Origin of the sequence: Kluyvera huaxiensis, assembly GCF_040149365.1 — a bacterium.
GTDB classification, from domain to species: Bacteria; Pseudomonadota; Gammaproteobacteria; order Enterobacterales; family Enterobacteriaceae; genus Kluyvera; species Kluyvera intermedia_A.
Window position 1 is genome coordinate 17,648 of the sequence record NZ_JBEFLV010000007.1, and the last position, 16,486, is coordinate 34,133.

General features: G+C 52.4%; 16 protein-coding genes. 1 reads left to right on the forward strand and 15 read right to left on the reverse strand.

Features of this window, described 5'->3' with window-relative positions:
* Nucleotides 1-18: 18 nt before the first annotated feature.
* The 15 genes from rnhB to rpsB form a co-directional block, all read right to left on the reverse strand.
* A complete protein-coding gene (rnhB, locus tag ABOC97_RS09110; RefSeq protein ID WP_349596584.1) occupies nt 19-615 on the reverse strand; it encodes a ribonuclease HII in 597 nt (198 codons plus the stop codon).
* Nucleotides 612-1,760 carry a lipid-A-disaccharide synthase gene (gene lpxB / locus ABOC97_RS09115; protein WP_349596587.1) on the reverse strand — a complete coding sequence of 383 codons (1,149 nt, stop codon included), beginning with the start codon at nt 1,758-1,760 and terminating at the stop codon, nt 612-614. Before lpxB ends, rnhB begins: the two co-directional genes overlap by 4 nt.
* Entirely contained in the window at nt 1,760-2,548 is a 789-nt protein-coding gene (lpxA, locus tag ABOC97_RS09120; RefSeq protein WP_234505125.1) for an acyl-ACP--UDP-N-acetylglucosamine O-acyltransferase, read from the reverse strand. Before lpxA ends, lpxB begins: the two co-directional genes overlap by 1 nt.
* 3 nt (nt 2,549-2,551) lie before the next feature.
* Entirely contained in the window at nt 2,552-3,007 is a 456-nt protein-coding gene (gene fabZ / locus ABOC97_RS09125; RefSeq protein WP_052285413.1) for a 3-hydroxyacyl-ACP dehydratase FabZ, read from the reverse strand.
* 102 nt (nt 3,008-3,109) lie between these two features.
* Entirely contained in the window at nt 3,110-4,135 is a 1,026-nt protein-coding gene (gene lpxD / locus ABOC97_RS09130) for a UDP-3-O-(3-hydroxymyristoyl)glucosamine N-acyltransferase (protein WP_234505127.1), read from the reverse strand.
* A gap of 3 nt (nt 4,136-4,138) precedes the next feature.
* A complete protein-coding gene (gene skp / locus ABOC97_RS09135; protein ID WP_349596591.1) occupies nt 4,139-4,624 on the reverse strand; it encodes a molecular chaperone Skp in 486 nt (161 codons plus the stop codon).
* Nucleotides 4,625-4,751: 127 nt separating this feature from the next.
* Nucleotides 4,752-7,163, reverse strand: coding sequence for an outer membrane protein assembly factor BamA (gene bamA, locus ABOC97_RS09140; RefSeq protein ID WP_349596594.1), 2,412 nt, complete (start codon nt 7,161-7,163; stop codon nt 4,752-4,754).
* Nucleotides 7,164-7,194: 31 nt separating this feature from the next.
* On the reverse strand, nt 7,195-8,547 hold the full coding sequence (gene rseP, locus ABOC97_RS09145) for a sigma E protease regulator RseP (RefSeq protein ID WP_349596597.1): 1,353 nt from the start codon (nt 8,545-8,547) through the stop codon (nt 7,195-7,197).
* A gap of 11 nt (nt 8,548-8,558) precedes the next feature.
* Entirely contained in the window at nt 8,559-9,416 is an 858-nt protein-coding gene (gene cdsA / locus ABOC97_RS09150) for a phosphatidate cytidylyltransferase (RefSeq protein ID WP_234505134.1), read from the reverse strand.
* A gap of 12 nt (nt 9,417-9,428) precedes the next feature.
* Nucleotides 9,429-10,187 carry a (2E,6E)-farnesyl-diphosphate-specific ditrans,polycis-undecaprenyl-diphosphate synthase gene (gene ispU, locus ABOC97_RS09155; protein ID WP_234505138.1) on the reverse strand — a complete coding sequence of 253 codons (759 nt, stop codon included), beginning with the start codon at nt 10,185-10,187 and terminating at the stop codon, nt 9,429-9,431.
* 237 nt (nt 10,188-10,424) lie between these two features.
* Nucleotides 10,425-11,621, reverse strand: a complete 1,197-nt coding sequence (gene ispC, locus ABOC97_RS09160; RefSeq protein WP_349596600.1) for a 1-deoxy-D-xylulose-5-phosphate reductoisomerase — start codon at nt 11,619-11,621, stop codon at nt 10,425-10,427.
* A gap of 283 nt (nt 11,622-11,904) precedes the next feature.
* Nucleotides 11,905-12,462 carry a ribosome recycling factor gene (frr, locus tag ABOC97_RS09165; protein WP_052285406.1) on the reverse strand — a complete coding sequence of 186 codons (558 nt, stop codon included), beginning with the start codon at nt 12,460-12,462 and terminating at the stop codon, nt 11,905-11,907.
* 275 nt (nt 12,463-12,737) lie between these two features.
* Nucleotides 12,738-13,463 carry a UMP kinase gene (gene pyrH / locus ABOC97_RS09170; protein ID WP_052285405.1) on the reverse strand — a complete coding sequence of 242 codons (726 nt, stop codon included), beginning with the start codon at nt 13,461-13,463 and terminating at the stop codon, nt 12,738-12,740.
* Nucleotides 13,464-13,624: 161 nt separating this feature from the next.
* On the reverse strand, nt 13,625-14,476 hold the full coding sequence (gene tsf, locus ABOC97_RS09175; protein ID WP_234505143.1) for a translation elongation factor Ts: 852 nt from the start codon (nt 14,474-14,476) through the stop codon (nt 13,625-13,627).
* A 134-nt stretch (nt 14,477-14,610) separates the two neighbouring features.
* On the reverse strand, nt 14,611-15,336 hold the full coding sequence (gene rpsB, locus ABOC97_RS09180; protein WP_052285404.1) for a 30S ribosomal protein S2: 726 nt from the start codon (nt 15,334-15,336) through the stop codon (nt 14,611-14,613).
* Between the two features lie 329 nt (nt 15,337-15,665).
* On the opposite strand from rpsB, the gene map reads away from it, so the two are divergent.
* Nucleotides 15,666-16,460 (forward strand): type I methionyl aminopeptidase, encoded by a 795-nt coding sequence (gene map / locus ABOC97_RS09185; RefSeq protein WP_052285403.1) that lies wholly within the window; start codon nt 15,666-15,668, stop codon nt 16,458-16,460.
* The last annotated feature ends 26 nt before the right edge of the window (nt 16,461-16,486 follow it).

Genomic DNA, 16,486 nt, shown 5'->3' on the forward strand with positions numbered 1-16,486 from the left:
CTTATCTCGGCACGCGGATCAGGACACAAGCCCTAGCGCGCGTTTGACAGGAGCAAAACTGCGTCGGTGATGTTCGGTGGCACCATGCAGGGCAAGCGCCTCCAGATGGAAGGGCGTTGGATAGCCTTTGTGCTGGGCAAACCCGTACTGCGGAAGTACTTTGTCCAGTTCAGCCATTTCGGCATCGCGCGTCACTTTCGCCAGAATCGACGCTGCGCTGATTTCCGCCACTCGGCTATCGCCTTTCACAACCGCCATAGAAGGCATCGGCAGCGCCGGGCAGCGATTTCCGTCAATCAGCACATATTCCGGGACAATTGAAAGTCCAGCGACCGCCCGCTGCATCGCGAGCATAGTGGCATGCAGAATATTGAGTTCGTCAATTTCATGCGGCTCTGCGCGCCCAAGGCTCCAGCACAGTGCTTTTTCTTTGATTTCGTCAAATAGCGCCAGGCGGCGCTTTTCGCTCAATTTTTTGGAGTCATTCAAACCGACAATCGGGCGAGAAGGATCGAGGATCACCGCAGCCGTAACGACAGCGCCGACCAATGGACCACGCCCGACTTCATCCACACCGGCAACTAAATGGGTATGGGGATAAACAAATTCAATCATTGTGCTAGCTCCAGCACCGCATCTGCCGCCTGTTCATCCGCATTACAGCGAATTTGCAGGTGAAGCTCGCGGAAGGTGTCATGCATCGCATGGCTGGTTCGGCCATTAGCCAGTAATGGCTGCAGCGCCTCGGCAAGCAGCTCCGGCTGGCATTCGTCCTGCAGCAGCTCTTTTACCAGCTCACGCCCCGCCAGCAGATTCGGCAAAGAGACGTAGTCGGTCTTCACCAGACGTTTAGCCAGCCAGAAGGTGAACGGCTTCATACGATAACCGACAACCATCGGGCACTTGGCCAACATGCACTCGAGCGCCGCAGTCCCCGATGCGAGCAGTGCTGCGTCGCTGGCGATCATCGCCTCACGGGCCATGCCGTCCAGCATATGCACTGCCAGGTCCGGTGCCACCTCTGCTTTGATTCGTTCGAACTGCTCGCGGCGTTTCGCATTCACCAGCGGTACAACCACCTCAAGGTCTGGGTACTGCTGGCGTAACAGCTGTGCAGTTTTTAAAAAGTCTGCGCTGAGCATTTCCACTTCGGCGCCACGACTGCCCGGCAGCATAGCCAGACAGTGGACATCGTGGGCGATACCCAACGTATCCCGCGCGGCGTTTTTATCGGGATCCAGCGGCATGGCATCCGCCATGGTGTGGCCGATAAAGCGGCACGGGACGTTAAATTTGTCATAAAACGCTTTTTCAAAAGGCAGGAATGCGAGCACCAGATCGGTAGCTCTGCCAATTTTGAAGACGCGTTTCTGTCGCCAGGCCCACACGGACGGGCTGACATAATGAATGGTTTTGATCCCCTGCTTCTTAAGGTTGCCCTCAAGGGTGATATTGAAATCGGGGGCATCAATGCCGACAAAGACATCGGGCTTGAGATCGGTAAAACGTTGGGTGAGATCGGCGCGGATGTGCAGTAAGCGACGCAGTCGCCCCAGCACTTCAACGATCCCCATCACCGCCAGCTCTTCCATTTCATACCAGGCTTCACAGCCTTCGGCCTGCATCAAAGGGCCAGCAACGCCGACGAAACGCGCGTTGGGTACTCGCGCCTTGAGGGCGCGAATGAGACCTGCACCAAGAATATCGCCGGAGGTTTCTCCGGCGACCAGGGCAATCGTTAAGGGACGCTGCTCAGTCATTAACGAATCAGGCCACGCGTAGAGCGGGCGAAGAAGTCGCTAAATGGCTGAACTTCCGGATGCTGCTTCGCAAGCTCGGCAATTTCCGGTTTTACTTCTTCCAACGTTTTGCCACTGCGGTACAACGCTTTATAGGCGTTGCGGATGGCGGTGATCGCTTCACGGCTAAAGCCGCGGCGCTTCAGGCCTTCGATGTTGACGCCAAACGGTGTCGCGTGGTTGCCCTGAGCAATAACGTATGGCGGAACGTCCTGAGCAACGCCAGAACAGCCGCCTACCATCACGTGCGCACCGATAATGCAGAACTGGTGCACCGCGGTCATGCCGCCGATGATAACAAAATCATCCAGCGAAACGTGACCCGCGAGGGTAGCGTTGTTTGCCAGGATGCAGCGGTTTCCGACCGTACAATCGTGCGCCACGTGGGCGTTGATCATCAGCAGGTTATCGCTGCCCACCTTCGTCAATCCACCGCCCTGTTCTGTGCCACGGTGAATGGTGACGCTTTCGCGAATGCGGTTGCGATCGCCAATTTCCACGCGAGTCGGTTCACCAGCATATTTCAGATCCTGGTTAACTTCCCCGATAGAGGCGAACTGATAGATCTCGTTATCACGACCAATTGTAGTGTGGCCGTTAACAACAACGTGAGACTTCAGTACGGTGCCTTCGCCAATTTCGACGTTTGGCCCCACAATACAAAACGGGCCAATGTGGGCATTAGCACCAATAACGGCACCGTCTTCCACAATGGCAGTAGGATGGATAAAGGCGGTTTTATCAATCACGGATTAGGACTCCCGGCTACGCGCACACATCATTGTCGCTTCGCAAACCACTTTGCCATCGACCAGCGCAACGCCTTTAAAGCGAGTCAGGCCACGACGGGTTTTCTCGAAGGTGACTTCCATAATCATCTGATCGCCAGGCACGACTGGGCGCTTGAAGCGCGCTTCATCGATACCAGCAAAGTAATACAGCTCGCCCGGCTCCAGTTTACCTACGCTTTTAAACGCCAGGATACCGGTGGCCTGCGCCATTGCTTCCAGAATCAGCACGCCCGGTAAAATCGGCTTGCCAGGGAAGTGTCCCTGGAAAAACGGCTCATTTACGGAAACATTTTTCACTGCGCGCAGAAAACGACCTTCTTCAAAATCCAGCACGCGGTCTACCAGTAAGAACGGGTAGCGGTGTGGCAGAAGTTCTAAAATCTCTTCAATGTGCAGAGTATGAGTGTCAGTTGTCAAAATACTCTTCCTGTCAAAATATACTAAGGGGTAATAATAACACGGCCTGCCGGATTACAAGAATGCCGACAGGCCGGGAAACGAAAGGCGATAAGATGAAAACTAGTCTTGATTATTCAGCTTGCGTTCCAAAGCCTTGAGACGCTTGCTCATTTCATCAATATTCATCACCAGTGCGGCCGTTTTGCGCCATGCCTTATTCGGCTGGAGCGGGATACCGGATGAGTACACGCCAGGCTCGGTAATTGGACGCATCACCATACCCATACCGGTTACGGTCACTTTGTCGCAAATTTCCATATGGCCGTTAATCACGCTGGCACCGCCAATCATGCAGTAACGACCAATTTTGAGGCTGCCGGCCATGATAACACCGCCTGCAACTGCGGTATTGTCGCCAATCACCACGTTGTGCGCAATCTGGCACTGGTTATCAATGATAACACCGTTGCCGATCTGCGTGTCGTCAAGCGCGCCACGATCGATAGTCGTACAAGCACCGATCTCCACGCGATCGCCAATAATAACGCGGCCTAGTTGGGGGATCTTCACCCAGTTACCGCGATCGTTGGCGTATCCAAAACCATCAGAACCAATAACGGTGCTGGATTGGATCAGGCAATTTTCACCGATCTCGACTTCGTGGTAAATGGTTACGTTCGCCCACAGGCGTGAACCGGCACCAATTTTGGTCTTTTTACCGACGAAACACCCCGCCCCAATCACAACGTTATCGCCAAGAACAACGTCGGACTCAATCACGGCGTTTGCGCCGATCGAGACGTTGTTACCCAGCGTGGCGGACGGACTCACCACCGCGCTCGGCGCGATATCCTGCGCCGGTTGTGGCGTGGTATCTAAAATTTGAGCCATACGTGCGTAGGTCAGGTAGGGATTCTTCACTACCAGCGCAGCGCCTTTGGCATAAGGCAGTAAATCTTGCGTCAGGACAATCGCCGACGCTTCGCAAGCGGACAGATGTTCACGATACTTGGGATTAACCAGGAACGTGACATGACCCGCCTTAGCGGATTGCATGGACGCGACAGCGGTGATGACGATATCGCCATCACCGTGTAATTCCGCATCCAACTGCTGAGCTAAATCAGCCAGTCGAATTGAAGGCATTACTTATTTAACCTGTTTCAGTACATCAGAAGTGATGTCTTTAACATCGCTGCTGTTGAATGCAACGGCGTTAGCGTCAACCACCAGGTCGATGCTCTGGCTTGCGGCAACGGATTTCACAGCGGTCTGGATACGAGTAACCAGTTTGCCACGTTCTTCGTTAGTACGACGCTGACGATCTTGCTCAAAAGACTGTGCTTTCTGAGAGAAAGACTGACGCTGTGCAGTGATGTCTTTTTCCAGCTTGGTGCGGTCAGCACCTGGTTTCATAGACTGCAGACGCTGCATTTTAGACTGCAGGTCGCCTTCCATACGCTGAAGTTCGCCAGCACGGCCTTTGAATTCGTTTTCCAGGGTGCTGGAAACGCCGGTTTTCTGTGCAACTTGCTGGAACAGGCTACCCATGTTAACAATTGCAATTTTATCTGCTGCCTGAGCAGATGCGGCCATTGCCAAACCCAGACCTGCTGCGACTAACCACTTTTTCACAATAATACTCCTTACCATCCCATATGTACCCGAAGGTACTGTTCTTTTGGTGGCCCGGAGGCCACCTGACGCTATCGCCTTATGCCAGCAAAACTAAACTGAACGTGCATTCCTTTGCAATGAGCAATTACCAGGTTTTACCAATGTTAAACTGGAACTGCTCGGCTTTATCTCCACTGTATTTCTTATACGGCTGGGCGTAGGAGAAGACCAACGGCCCTAATGGTGACATCCATTGTAACGCGATACCTGCGGACATACGGATATTGCTCGGATCGCTGTAGTCTGGAACGCCCGCATTTTTCATATCTGCAGTGTTCTGCCAGTTGGTATCCCAAACGGTACCGGCATCCCAGAAGAAGGACGTACGGACCGAGTTCGCGTATTTATCGCTGATAAATGGCGTAGGGACAATCAGCTCCAGGCTGGCGACGGCCATGGCGTTACCGCCCACCGCATCGTCAGACTTACAGTAGCCGCCGGACTGATCGCAGTTATCCAGACCGGACGCACCATAGTAAACCGCTTTCGGACCGATGGTGTTGGACTGGAAACCACGTACGGTGCTGGAACCACCGGCATAGAAGTTTTCATAGAACGGCAATTCTTTGCTGCCGATCCCGTCACCATAGCCCCACTTGGTACGGCCCAGAACCACCCACTGATGATCATCATCAATCGGGAAGTAGGATGCTGTATCCATGGTCACTTTATAGAACTCGTTATCGGAGCCCGGAATCGTGACTTTACCATTCAGGTTGACGCGCGAACCGTCCGTCGGGAAGTAGCCGCGGTCGAGTTTGTTATACGTCCAACCGTAGTTGAAGGTGAAGTCGTTTGCCGAGAAACCGTTATCGTCGCTGGTTGTACCCGCCTTCTGGCCGATAGAGTCCAGATAACGCCACATCGCCACCTGCGGTTCCATGTTGGACAGGTCGTTGTGGACGTAGCCCAGACCCGCACGCAGTGAGTTGTATTCGTTAATCGGGAAGCCTAACGTCCCGTCTACACCATAACTTTTGTTGGTATAGGAGGAGAGGTCAGCATCGTCAGCTTTAAAGTCATTGTAGAAGACACGACCGCCAAGGCTAACGCCATCAACCGTAAAGTACGGGTTGGTCACAGAAAGCTCGGTGTAGGTCTGGTAGTCGTTCTTGGTACCGTTGATACCGACAGAGTAACCGGTACCTAACCAGTTATCCTGCTGAACGCCTGCCTGGAAGCTCACGCCGCTTTCAGTACCGTAGCCGATACCGAAGTTGAAGCTACCGGTGTTACGTTCTTTAACCTTGTAGACAACGTCTACCTGGTCCGGACTGCCCGGTACGCGCTGGGTATCAGTGTCGACGGTTTCAAAGTAGCCCAGACGGTTCAGACGATCTTTACCCTGGTCAACTAAATCGCCGCCCAACCATGCGCCTTCCATCTGGCGCATTTCGCGACGCAGTACGGAATCTTTGGAGGTGTCGTTACCTTCGAAGCGAATATTACGCACGTAGAAGCGGTTGCCAGCATCTACGTTGATATGCAGCTTGACGGTTTTATCGGTGTCGTTAATTTCCGGCTGAGACTGAACGCGCGGATAGGCGTAGCCATAGCGACCAAGAAGTTTCTTAATGTTATCTTCCATTTTGGTCACTTTCGCGCCGTTATACAGTTCACCCGGCTCGATCTTGGTCAGCCCTTCGATTTCAGCTGAGTGGCCTGCCAGGTTACCCGTCACCTGCACGCCAGACAGTTTGTACTGGTCGCCTTCGGTGATGTTAACGGTGATATAGATGCCTTTTTTATCCGGCGTCAGGCTCACCTGCGTGGAATCGATGTTGAAACGGGCATAGCCGCGATCCAGATAGTAGCTGCGCAGGGTTTCAAGGTCGCCCGCGAGCTTCTGTTTCTGGTATTTGCGATCGCCAACCACGTTCCACCACGGCACTTCATCGCGCAACTGGAAAGTAGAAATCAGATCTTCAGTGCTGAACGCGTGGTTACCCACGATGTTAATCTGCTGGATCTTGGCGGAAACCCCTTCCTGGAAGACCAGCTTCAGGTCGACACGGTTACGCGGCAACGGTGTAACAACCGCTTTCACGCTCGCGCTATACTTACCGACGCTGTAGTAGAAATCTTCCAGACCTTTTTCAATATCACCGAGTGTTGTACGGTCGAGGGATTCACCAACGCGGACGCCAGAAGCCTCAAGGTTTTGCTTAAGCATGTCATCCTTCACCGATTTATTACCGGAGAAAGTGATGCTAGCAATCGTTGGGCGTTCTTTGACCTGCACCAATAACACATCGCCATCTCTCAGGACGCGAACATCCTCAAAGTTGCCCGTGGCAAACAGGGCTCGAATGGTGTTACTGATGTCATCATCAGTGACTGTATCGCCAGGACGTACTGGCATACTGAGGAGGGCCGCACCAACAGCGACTCGCTGCAAGCCTTCGAAATGAATGTCTTTCACCACGAATCCGTCAGCACCGTATACGGTCGCGCTGCCAAAAAGCAGCGACGCTATGAGCAACTTTTTCATCGCCATTGTTATTATGCGTTCTTCCTAACTATCTCTCTTACAACCGAGAGAAATCATTGAAAAGTGCAAGCCCCATTAACAGCATTAGCAGGATCGAGCCAATGCGATAACTAAAGTCTTGAACTCGCTCGGATACCGGGCCGCCTTTCAGCTTTTCGATCGCCAAAAACAGCAAATGTCCCCCATCTAATACGGGGAGCGGGAACAGGTTGATTATGCCTAAATTCACGCTGATGAGTGCAAGAAACATCAGGTAGTAAATCAACCCAAACTCCGCAGACATCCCAGCCCCCTGGGCGATAGAAATCGGCCCACTGAGGTTGTTCAGTTTGACGTCACCGGTTATCAATTTTCCCAGCATACTGACCGTCAGCTTCATCAACTGCCCGGTTTTCTCCGTGGCTTCGACAATCGCGCTGAAAGGCCCATACTGGCGCACTGTTTTGTATTCCTCAGGCAGCGGGATAACTTTCGGTACTACCCCTGCGAACCCTTCTACTTTTCCGCTACCGTGTTTTGTATCCGGTATCAGAGTTAAAGACAAGGGACTCCCCTGCCTTTCGATCCCCAACTGTAACGCTTTACCCGGATTGTCACGCACCAGCGTAACAAACGTCAGCCATTGCGTCAGCGGTTGACCGTTGACTGTAACGATCCGATCCCCTGCTTGTAAACCAGCTTTACGTGCCGCAGAGTCAGATTGTACCTCCGCTAATACAGGTTCAATCTGTGCACCACGAGGGCGAATCCCAAGCGAGGCTACCGGATCTTCTTTATCTGGCTCGAACGCCCAGTGACGCAGATCGAGGATTCTATCCTGTCGCTGGTCACTCCCGAAAGGGGCAACGGTGAGAGTGGTGCTTTCGTCACCGATTTTTGCCACTAACGCCATACGCACAGCATCCCAGTCAGGCGTTTCGATACCATCTATTGCTTTTAGTTCCGTGCCTGGTGCAATTTGTGCTTCCGCCGCGATGGAATTGGCGGTTATTTCACCAACAACCGGACGAACGCCAGGGACACCGATGATAAACACCAGCCAATAGGCAAAGATGGCAAAGAGGAAGTTAGCGATGGGGCCGGCGGCAATTACGGCGGCGCGCTGGCCGACCGTTTTATTGTTGAATGCCATGTGGCGCAATTCAGGCGCCACTGCGTCAACCCGCTCGTCGAGCATTTTGACGTAGCCACCCAGGGGGATAAGGGCGACAACAAATTCGGTGCCGCGTTTATCAACACGGCGCCACAGCGCTTTACCAAAGCCGATGGAGAAGCGCTCTACACGGATACCGCAGCGCCGAGCAACCCAGAAATGACCAAATTCGTGTACGGTGATCAATACCCCTAGCGCAATAACAAAAGCGGCCAGGTTCCAGAGAATGCTCAGCATAAGTTCATCCGTTAAATCGTCCTGAAAACGAGCAGCAACAGGCAGGCGAAGACCGGAACCGCAGCCGTCAGGCTGTCAATTCGGTCCAGTATCCCGCCGTGTCCCGGGATCAGATGCCCGCTGTCTTTAATACCCGCCTCGCGTTTGAACATACTCTCAGTGAGATCGCCCAATACCGAAGCCAGTGCGGCAATGATGGAACAGGTTAACAGGATGGACGGTGCAACGTCCAGATTTGCCCATACGCCATAAGCCCAGGAGATAACGGCTGCCGTAATCAGGCCACCGATAAAGCCCTGCCAGGTTTTCCCCGGAGAGACCTTCGGCGCAAGTTTATGTTTGCCAAACAGCTTGCCAAACATATAGGCACCGGAGTCCGCTCCCCACACCAGGATCATGACGTAGAGCAGCCACAGCGCGCCGCTGTAGTGGTTTTCGTCGTAATGCCAGGAGCGGAGTGCCAGCATGCCCCAGAAGAACGGTATAATCGTAGCGATACCGAAAATCAGACGCAGCGCCTTTGACTGACGCCAGAGCGCAGCAGACCCAGGATAAGAGAGAACTAATACCAGTGCGACAACCCACCAAATCAGGGAGGCCCACAACGATATTTCGACAACCGGTTGATGAATATTATGGTGATATTCCGGTATCAAAAAGAGCATCACCGCCAGCAGCAGGCCACAAAGTACGGCAAGCCACACGCGCTGAGTACGAGAAGTGAAACCGCAAAATTGCCCCCATTCCCACGCCGCCAGCATACATACCACTAGCGTCACAATGGCAAAGCCACCGGGCGGCAGCAAAAACAGGGCTGCGATAACAACCGGTATTAAAATCAATGCAGAAATCAGGCGATACTTCAGCAAAAGCTACCCCCATCAGGCTTTGTCGCCACCAGGCTCGGTGCCGCCGAAACGTCGCTCTCGATTAGCAAAAGCATGCAGCGCACCCTCAAAGTCTTGTTCATCGAAATCGGGCCAAAGAACATCTGTAAAGTAAAGTTCAGCATAGGCAATTTGCCAGATGAGAAAGTTACTGATCCGATGTTCTCCCCCGGTCCTAATCACTAAATCTACGGGAGCCAGTTCATGCATGCAGATCTGCTGATTCAGCAGCTCTTCACTAATTTGATCGGGGCGGAGTTCCCCTTCCTGAACCTGTTCGGCTAAGCGCTGAACTCCCTGAATAATATCCCACCGACCGCCGTAATTTGCGGCGATGTTCAATGTTAACCCCGTATTTTTCTCCGTCAGCGTTTCCGCCTTACGGATCCGCTCTTGCAGGCGCGAATTAAACCGACGGGTATCGCCAATAATTCGCAGCCGAACGTTATGGCGGTGCAGGCTTTTTACTTCACTGTCCAGCGCCCAAACGAACAGCTCCATCAACGCACTCACCTCTTGTTCCGGGCGGTTCCAGTTTTCACTGCTGAATGCGTATAGCGTTAATGCCTCGATACCGTGACTCGCTGCGTAGGCCACAGCGCGGCGCACGGATTTCGCCCCGGCTTTATGTCCAAAGGCGCGAATCTTACCTTGCTTCTTCGCCCAGCGGCCATTGCCATCCATAATGATCGCTACATGACGGCAACCGTGGGCTGGCAGATTCTCGCTGATTGGTTGATTAGCAGACAACATAACGCGTTTTTAATCCATGAAAAGGGATGAGCGGTACCCCGGAATACAGCTATATACTTTATCATTCAGGTAAACCTGAATGATTTTACGTATCTTTGTGTCGCAAAAAAGCCGTGATTAAGCACGGCTATCCCAATAGCAAAGCCAAAATACGGCGCTACCGAGTGGCGCAGACTATATCACTGAAGCCAGATGCTCACAAATGCCGTGATGGTTTGTATGCTGATTCCGCTCTCATTAACGAACGAAATGCTTCGCCTGCGCAGACGCTTCTTCGCGCGCCCTGACGTCAATTTCCATCACCGCCTCAACGCTCTGTGGTTCACTGAGCTCAAGGTGTTCCAGCACCGCCATATTCACAGCGGCAATATCGGTGAAACGGATTTGCCCGTCGAGGAATGCGGCAACCGCAATCTCGTTGGCTGCATTTAGCGCCGTAGTCGCTGCCTGGCCCTGTTCAAAGGCCTCCATCGCCAGTTTCAGGCAAGGGTAGCGCGCATAATCGGGCTCACTAAAGCTCAACGATCCCATCTTGCAGAAATCCAGCGGCTTCGCGCCGGAAATCACACGATGCGGCCATGCCATGGTGTTGGCAATTGGCGTCCGCATATCGGGCTCACCCAACTGTGCCAGTACGCTTCCGTCCTGGTATCGCACCATTGAGTGAATCACCGACTGAGGGTGAATCAGTACTTCCATCTGCTGCGCTGATGCATTAAACAACCAGCGGGCTTCGATGTATTCCAGACCTTTATTCATCATGGTGGCCGAGTCGACGGAAATTTTACGTCCCATCGACCAGTTCGGATGGCGACAAGCCTGATCTGGCGTCATTGCGCTCAGTTCAGCGATTGGCGTTTCACGGAATGGACCACCTGATCCGGTAAGCAGAATGGATGACACACCATGCTGCGCCAGATCAGCGTACCCTAAGTTGCTCTGAAAACTTTGCGGTAAACTCTGAAAGATAGCGTTATGTTCGCTGTCTACGGGAAGAATCTGCGCATTATGTTGTTTGACGGCCTCAAGGAACAGACGCCCGCAGGTCACTAGTGATTCTTTATTCGCCAACAGGATAATTTTTCCGGCGCGGATTGCTGCCAGCGTCGGTAGGAGACCGGCTGCGCCAACAATCGCCGCCATGACCTGATCAACCTCATCCAGCCCCGCCACCTCGCAGGCCGCTTGCTGACCGCTGAGCACCTCAGTCTGGCTGCCATGCTCGCGCAGTGCCAGCATCACGGCGTGGGCGCTAGGTGCGTCATCCATCACCGCATAGCGCGGAGCAAACTCCAGGCACTGTTCGACCATACGCTCGACGTTTTTACCCGCCACCAGCGCTGTCACCGTAAATTTCTCGGGGTTATGCCGCACAACGTCCAGCGTGTTGCAACCAATAGAGCCTGTTGAGCCCAGAACAGTTAATCGCTTCATGAGAGATCCAGGATAGATAAAATATACTCTATGGTTTTCAAGTTGCAGTAAGACGGCAATTGAAGGACATACTCGTCAGCAACGAATCCAGCCAAAGGCTGACCTCCGATAAGGAGGCAGGATGTCCATCATCAATCCCGATGCGCTTACGCGAGTAAGTGGTTCGGGCGAATGAGCGTAGCCAACGCAACTGCGGCTTGAAAGACAACGAGTACAAAGCAAAACGCCGCCAGCGAAGCAGTAATGCTCCCTGTACGGCGTTCATCGCACAACTTACGCAGTCTTAGAACTGCATCAGCTCTGCTTCTTTCTCTGCCAGCGCCGCTTCAACTTTCTTGATAGCAGCATCGGTCAGTTTCTGTACATCTTCTTGAGAACGGCGATCGTCGTCTTCGCTGATTTCTTTATCTTTCAGCAGTGCCTTCACTTTATCGTTCGCATCACGACGAACGTTACGCACGGAAACGCGCGCCTGTTCAGCTTCGCCACGAACAATTTTGGTCAGGTCTTTACGACGTTCTTCGGTCAGCGGAGGCAGCGGAACGCGAATGTCGGTACCCGCAGAGCTTGGGTTCAGACCGAGGTCAGACGCCATAATCGCTTTTTCAACGGCCGGGCCCAAAGAGCGGTCGAACACGTTGATTTTCAGCGTACGGGTATCTTCTACCGTGACGCTTGCCAGCTGACGCAGCGGAGTTGGGGTGCCGTAATATTCAACGACAATGCCGTCCAGCAGGCTGGGAGAAGCACGACCCGTGCGAATTTTGCTGATTTGGTTTTTGAATGCTTCTACGCATTTTTCCATGCGTACTTCAGCATCTTTTCTGATATCGCTAATCACGTTACGAATCCTTGAAAACTAGTCTCAGTCAGACCAGACAATGACACATTGCGAAGAATGCGCTAAGTATAGTCTCGTTTAAATCAAGCCACCGAATATACTCGTCGTCTTTCAAACTGCGGATGTATTGGCTGCATTTGTTTCCCCCAATCACTTACTAAAGTAAGCTCATCGGGATTCTCTCAATTGCCGCCTTCCCGCAACTTAAAATCCATAGAGTGAATCAATTCTGCCAGGTAAAGGCGAATCTTACCCGGAATTGGCCGCTACGGAAATTATTCCGTAATTAAAGTGCCTTCTTTTTCGCCCATGACCACGCGACGCAGTGCGCCCGGCTTGTTCATGTTGAATACGCGAATAGGCAATTTATGGTCACGGGCCAGCGTGAAGGCTGCAAGATCCATGACTTTCAGTTCTTGTTCCAGTACGTCGCTGTAGCTCAGCTGTTCGTACATGGTTGCAGACGGGTCTTTCGCCGGGTCAGCGGTGAATACGCCGTCAACTTTAGTGGCTTTCAGTACCACGTCGGCTTCAATTTCGATGCCGCGCAGGCAGGCTGCGGAGTCGGTGGTGAAGAACGGGTTGCCGGTACCGGCGGACAGAATCACGACGCGGTTGTTACGCAGCAGGCTGATGGCCTCTGCCCAGCTGTAGTTATCACACACGCCATTCAGCGGAATCGCCGACATCAGGCGGGCGTTCACATAGGCGCGGTGCAGTGCGTCACGCATTGCCAGGCCGTTCATTACCGTTGCCAGCATGCCCATGTGGTCGCCCACAACGCGGTTCATGCCCGCTTTTGCCAGACCCGCGCCACGGAACAGGTTGCCACCACCAATAACGACACCCACTTGAATGCCCAGCTCAACAAGTTCTTTAATTTCTTGCGCCATGCGGTCAAGAATACTTGCGTCAATACCGAAGCCTTCAGTCCCCTGCAATGCTTCGCCACTAAGCTTGAGCAGAATACGTTTGTAGACAGGTTTTGCGTTGGTAGCCATTTTCTTTCCTGAGAGTGTCACGAATGGGATGAGTGACATCATGCGTTCCTTGCCGGTGACCCCCAATAGGAGCTGGCTGATTTCCACATGACGATTTTCTTCACTGCTTAAATCTATACTACACAAAAGAGAGCCGCCCTTAGGCGGCTCCTTTACAGCAATTAAGACTGCTTGGACATTGCAGCAACTTCTGCTGCGAAGTCAGCCTCAACTTTCTCGATGCCTTCGCCCACTTCAAAGCGGATGAAGCCAGTCACGTCAGCGTTGTGCTCTTTCAGCAGCTGGCCAACGTTTTTGCTTGGGTCCATAACGAAAGGCTGACCAGTCAGAGAAACTTCACCGGTGAATTTCTTCATGCGGCCTTCAACCATTTTCTCTGCGATTTCTTTCGGCTTACCGGACTGCATCGCGATATCCAGCTGTACCTGGTATTCTTTCTCTACAACTTCTGCAGACACGTCTTCTGGCTTAACGAATTCTGGCTTGCTTGCAGCAACGTGCATTGCCAGGTGTTTAACCAGCTCTTCATCAGCGCCTTTAGCTGCAACCAGAACACCGATACGTGCACCGTGCTGGTAGCTACCCAGAACATCACCTTCCAGGATTGCAACGCGACGAATGTTGATGTTTTCACCGATTTTAGCAACCAGGGCAACACGCTCTTCTTCGAACTGTGCTTTCAGGACATCAACGTCAGTCACTTTGCCAGCTACAGCTGCGTCCAGAACTTTGTCTGCGAACGCCTGGAAACCACCATCTTTAGCAACGAAGTCAGTCTGGCAGTTAACTTCCAGAATCACGCCGAAGTTGCCTTCGATTTTGGTTTTGATCACGCCGTCAGCAGCAACGTTGCCTGCTTTTTTAGCGGCTTTGATTGCGCCAGATTTACGCATGTTTTCGATTGCCAGCTCGATGTCGCCGTTAGCTTCAGTCAGTGCTTTTTTGCAATCCATCATGCCTGCGCCAGTACGCTCACGCAGCTCTTTTACCAGGGATGCGGTAATTTCAGCCATTCTAAAATCCTCGGAAGATTTGATCTGCCCGGCCGAAACCGCACAGATTTAAAAGTAAAAAAGGGGGCCATAGACAGGCCCCCTAACCAAACGTGTACTACCTGGTCTATAAGGGCTCTAACGAGCGTGCCTTATTACTCAGCTTCTACGAAGCTTTCTTCCGCTTGGGAAGCCAGATCCTGAGAACGGCCTTCACGAACGGTAGCAGCAACTGCGCTCAGGTACAGGGTCACAGCACGGATTGCATCGTCGTTACCAGGGATAACGAAATCAACGCCATCTGGATCAGAGTTGGTATCAACGATAGAGAATACTGGGATACCCAGGTTGTTCGCTTCTTTGATAGCAATGTGCTCGTGGTCAGCATCGATTACGAACAGTGCGTCCGGCAGGCCGCCCATGTCTTTGATACCGCCCAGGCTGTTTTCCAGTTTCTCAAGCTCACGAGTACGCATCAGCGCTTCTTTCTTGGTCAGCTTGTCGAAAGTACCGTCCTGAGACTGAGTTTCCAGATCTTTCAGACGTTTGATGGACTGACGAACGGTTTTCCAGTTAGTCAGCATACCGCCCAGCCAGCGATGGTTCACGAAGAACTGGTCGCAGCTGTTAGCAGCTTCTTTCACAGCTTCGCTTGCAGCGCGTTTAGTACCAACGAAAAGGATTTTGCCTTTGCGAGAAGAGATCTTGTTCAGTTCAGCCAGAGCTTCGTTGAACATTGGTACAGTTTTCTCAAGGTTGATGATGTGAACTTTGTTACGTGCGCCGAAGATGAAAGGCTTCATTTTCGGGTTCCAGTAACGGGTCTGGTGACCAAAGTGAACACCAGCCTTGAGCATGTCGCGCATGGAAACAGTTGCCATGGTAAAAACCTCTATAGATAAAGTTGGGGTTAAGCCTCCACGTATCCCATATTACCGACCCCTAAGGGCACCCCGGAATATGTGTCGATACGTGTGTGTTATTACACAAAGTGAGATTTGTCGCTTCCAGCCAAAACATTGAGCGGAAGTTCGGCGCGCTTTATACCATAAATTCGCCGCAGATACCAACAGTTGTTATCGTACACCGGGGCACGAAAGGCGAAGTTCAGAATGATTCTCAATTTGGCAGGGACGGCTCCTGGCTGTTAACATTGACATCACTAATACTCAATTATTGTCGAAAAAATCGACACTGATGGACATATTCCATGGCTATTTCTATTAAGACCCCTGAAGATATTGAAAAAATGCGCGTTGCTGGCCGTCTGGCCGCCGAAGTGCTGGAAATGATCGAACCGTATGTGAAGCCAGGCGTCACCACCGGTGAACTGGATCGCATTTGTAACGACTACATCGTCAACGAACAGAAAGCGATTTCCGCCTGCCTGAACTACCACGGTTTCCCAAAATCGGTCTGCATCTCGATTAACGAAGTGGTGTGTCACGGTATCCCGGATGACGAAAAACATCTGAAAGACGGCGACATCGTCAACATCGACGTCACGGTCATCAAAGATGAATTCCACGGCGACACCTCAAAAATGTTTATCGTTGGCAAACCGACCATCCTGGGCGAGCGTCTGTGCCGCGTCACCAAAGAGAGCCTGTACGTTGCGCTGAGAATGGTGAAACCAGGCGTGAACCTGCGTGAAATTGGCGCCGCGATTCAGAAGTTTGTTGAAGCGGAAGGCTTCTCGGTGGTTCGCGAATACTGTGGGCACGGTATCGGCCGCGGCTTCCACGAAGAGCCGCAGGTGCTGCATTACGACTCTCGCGAAACCGACGTGGTATTAAAGCAAGGCATGACCTTCACCATTGAACCAATGGTCAACGCCGGCAAAAAAGAGATCCGCACCATGAAAGACGGCTGGACGGTAAAAACCAAAGACCGTAGCTTGTCTGCGCAGTACGAGCATACTATTGTGGTAACAGACAACGGCTGCGAAATACTGACGTTACGCAAGGATGACACCATCCCGGCGATAATCTCGCACAACGAATAATGAAAAGCCGGCGATTGCCGGCTTTT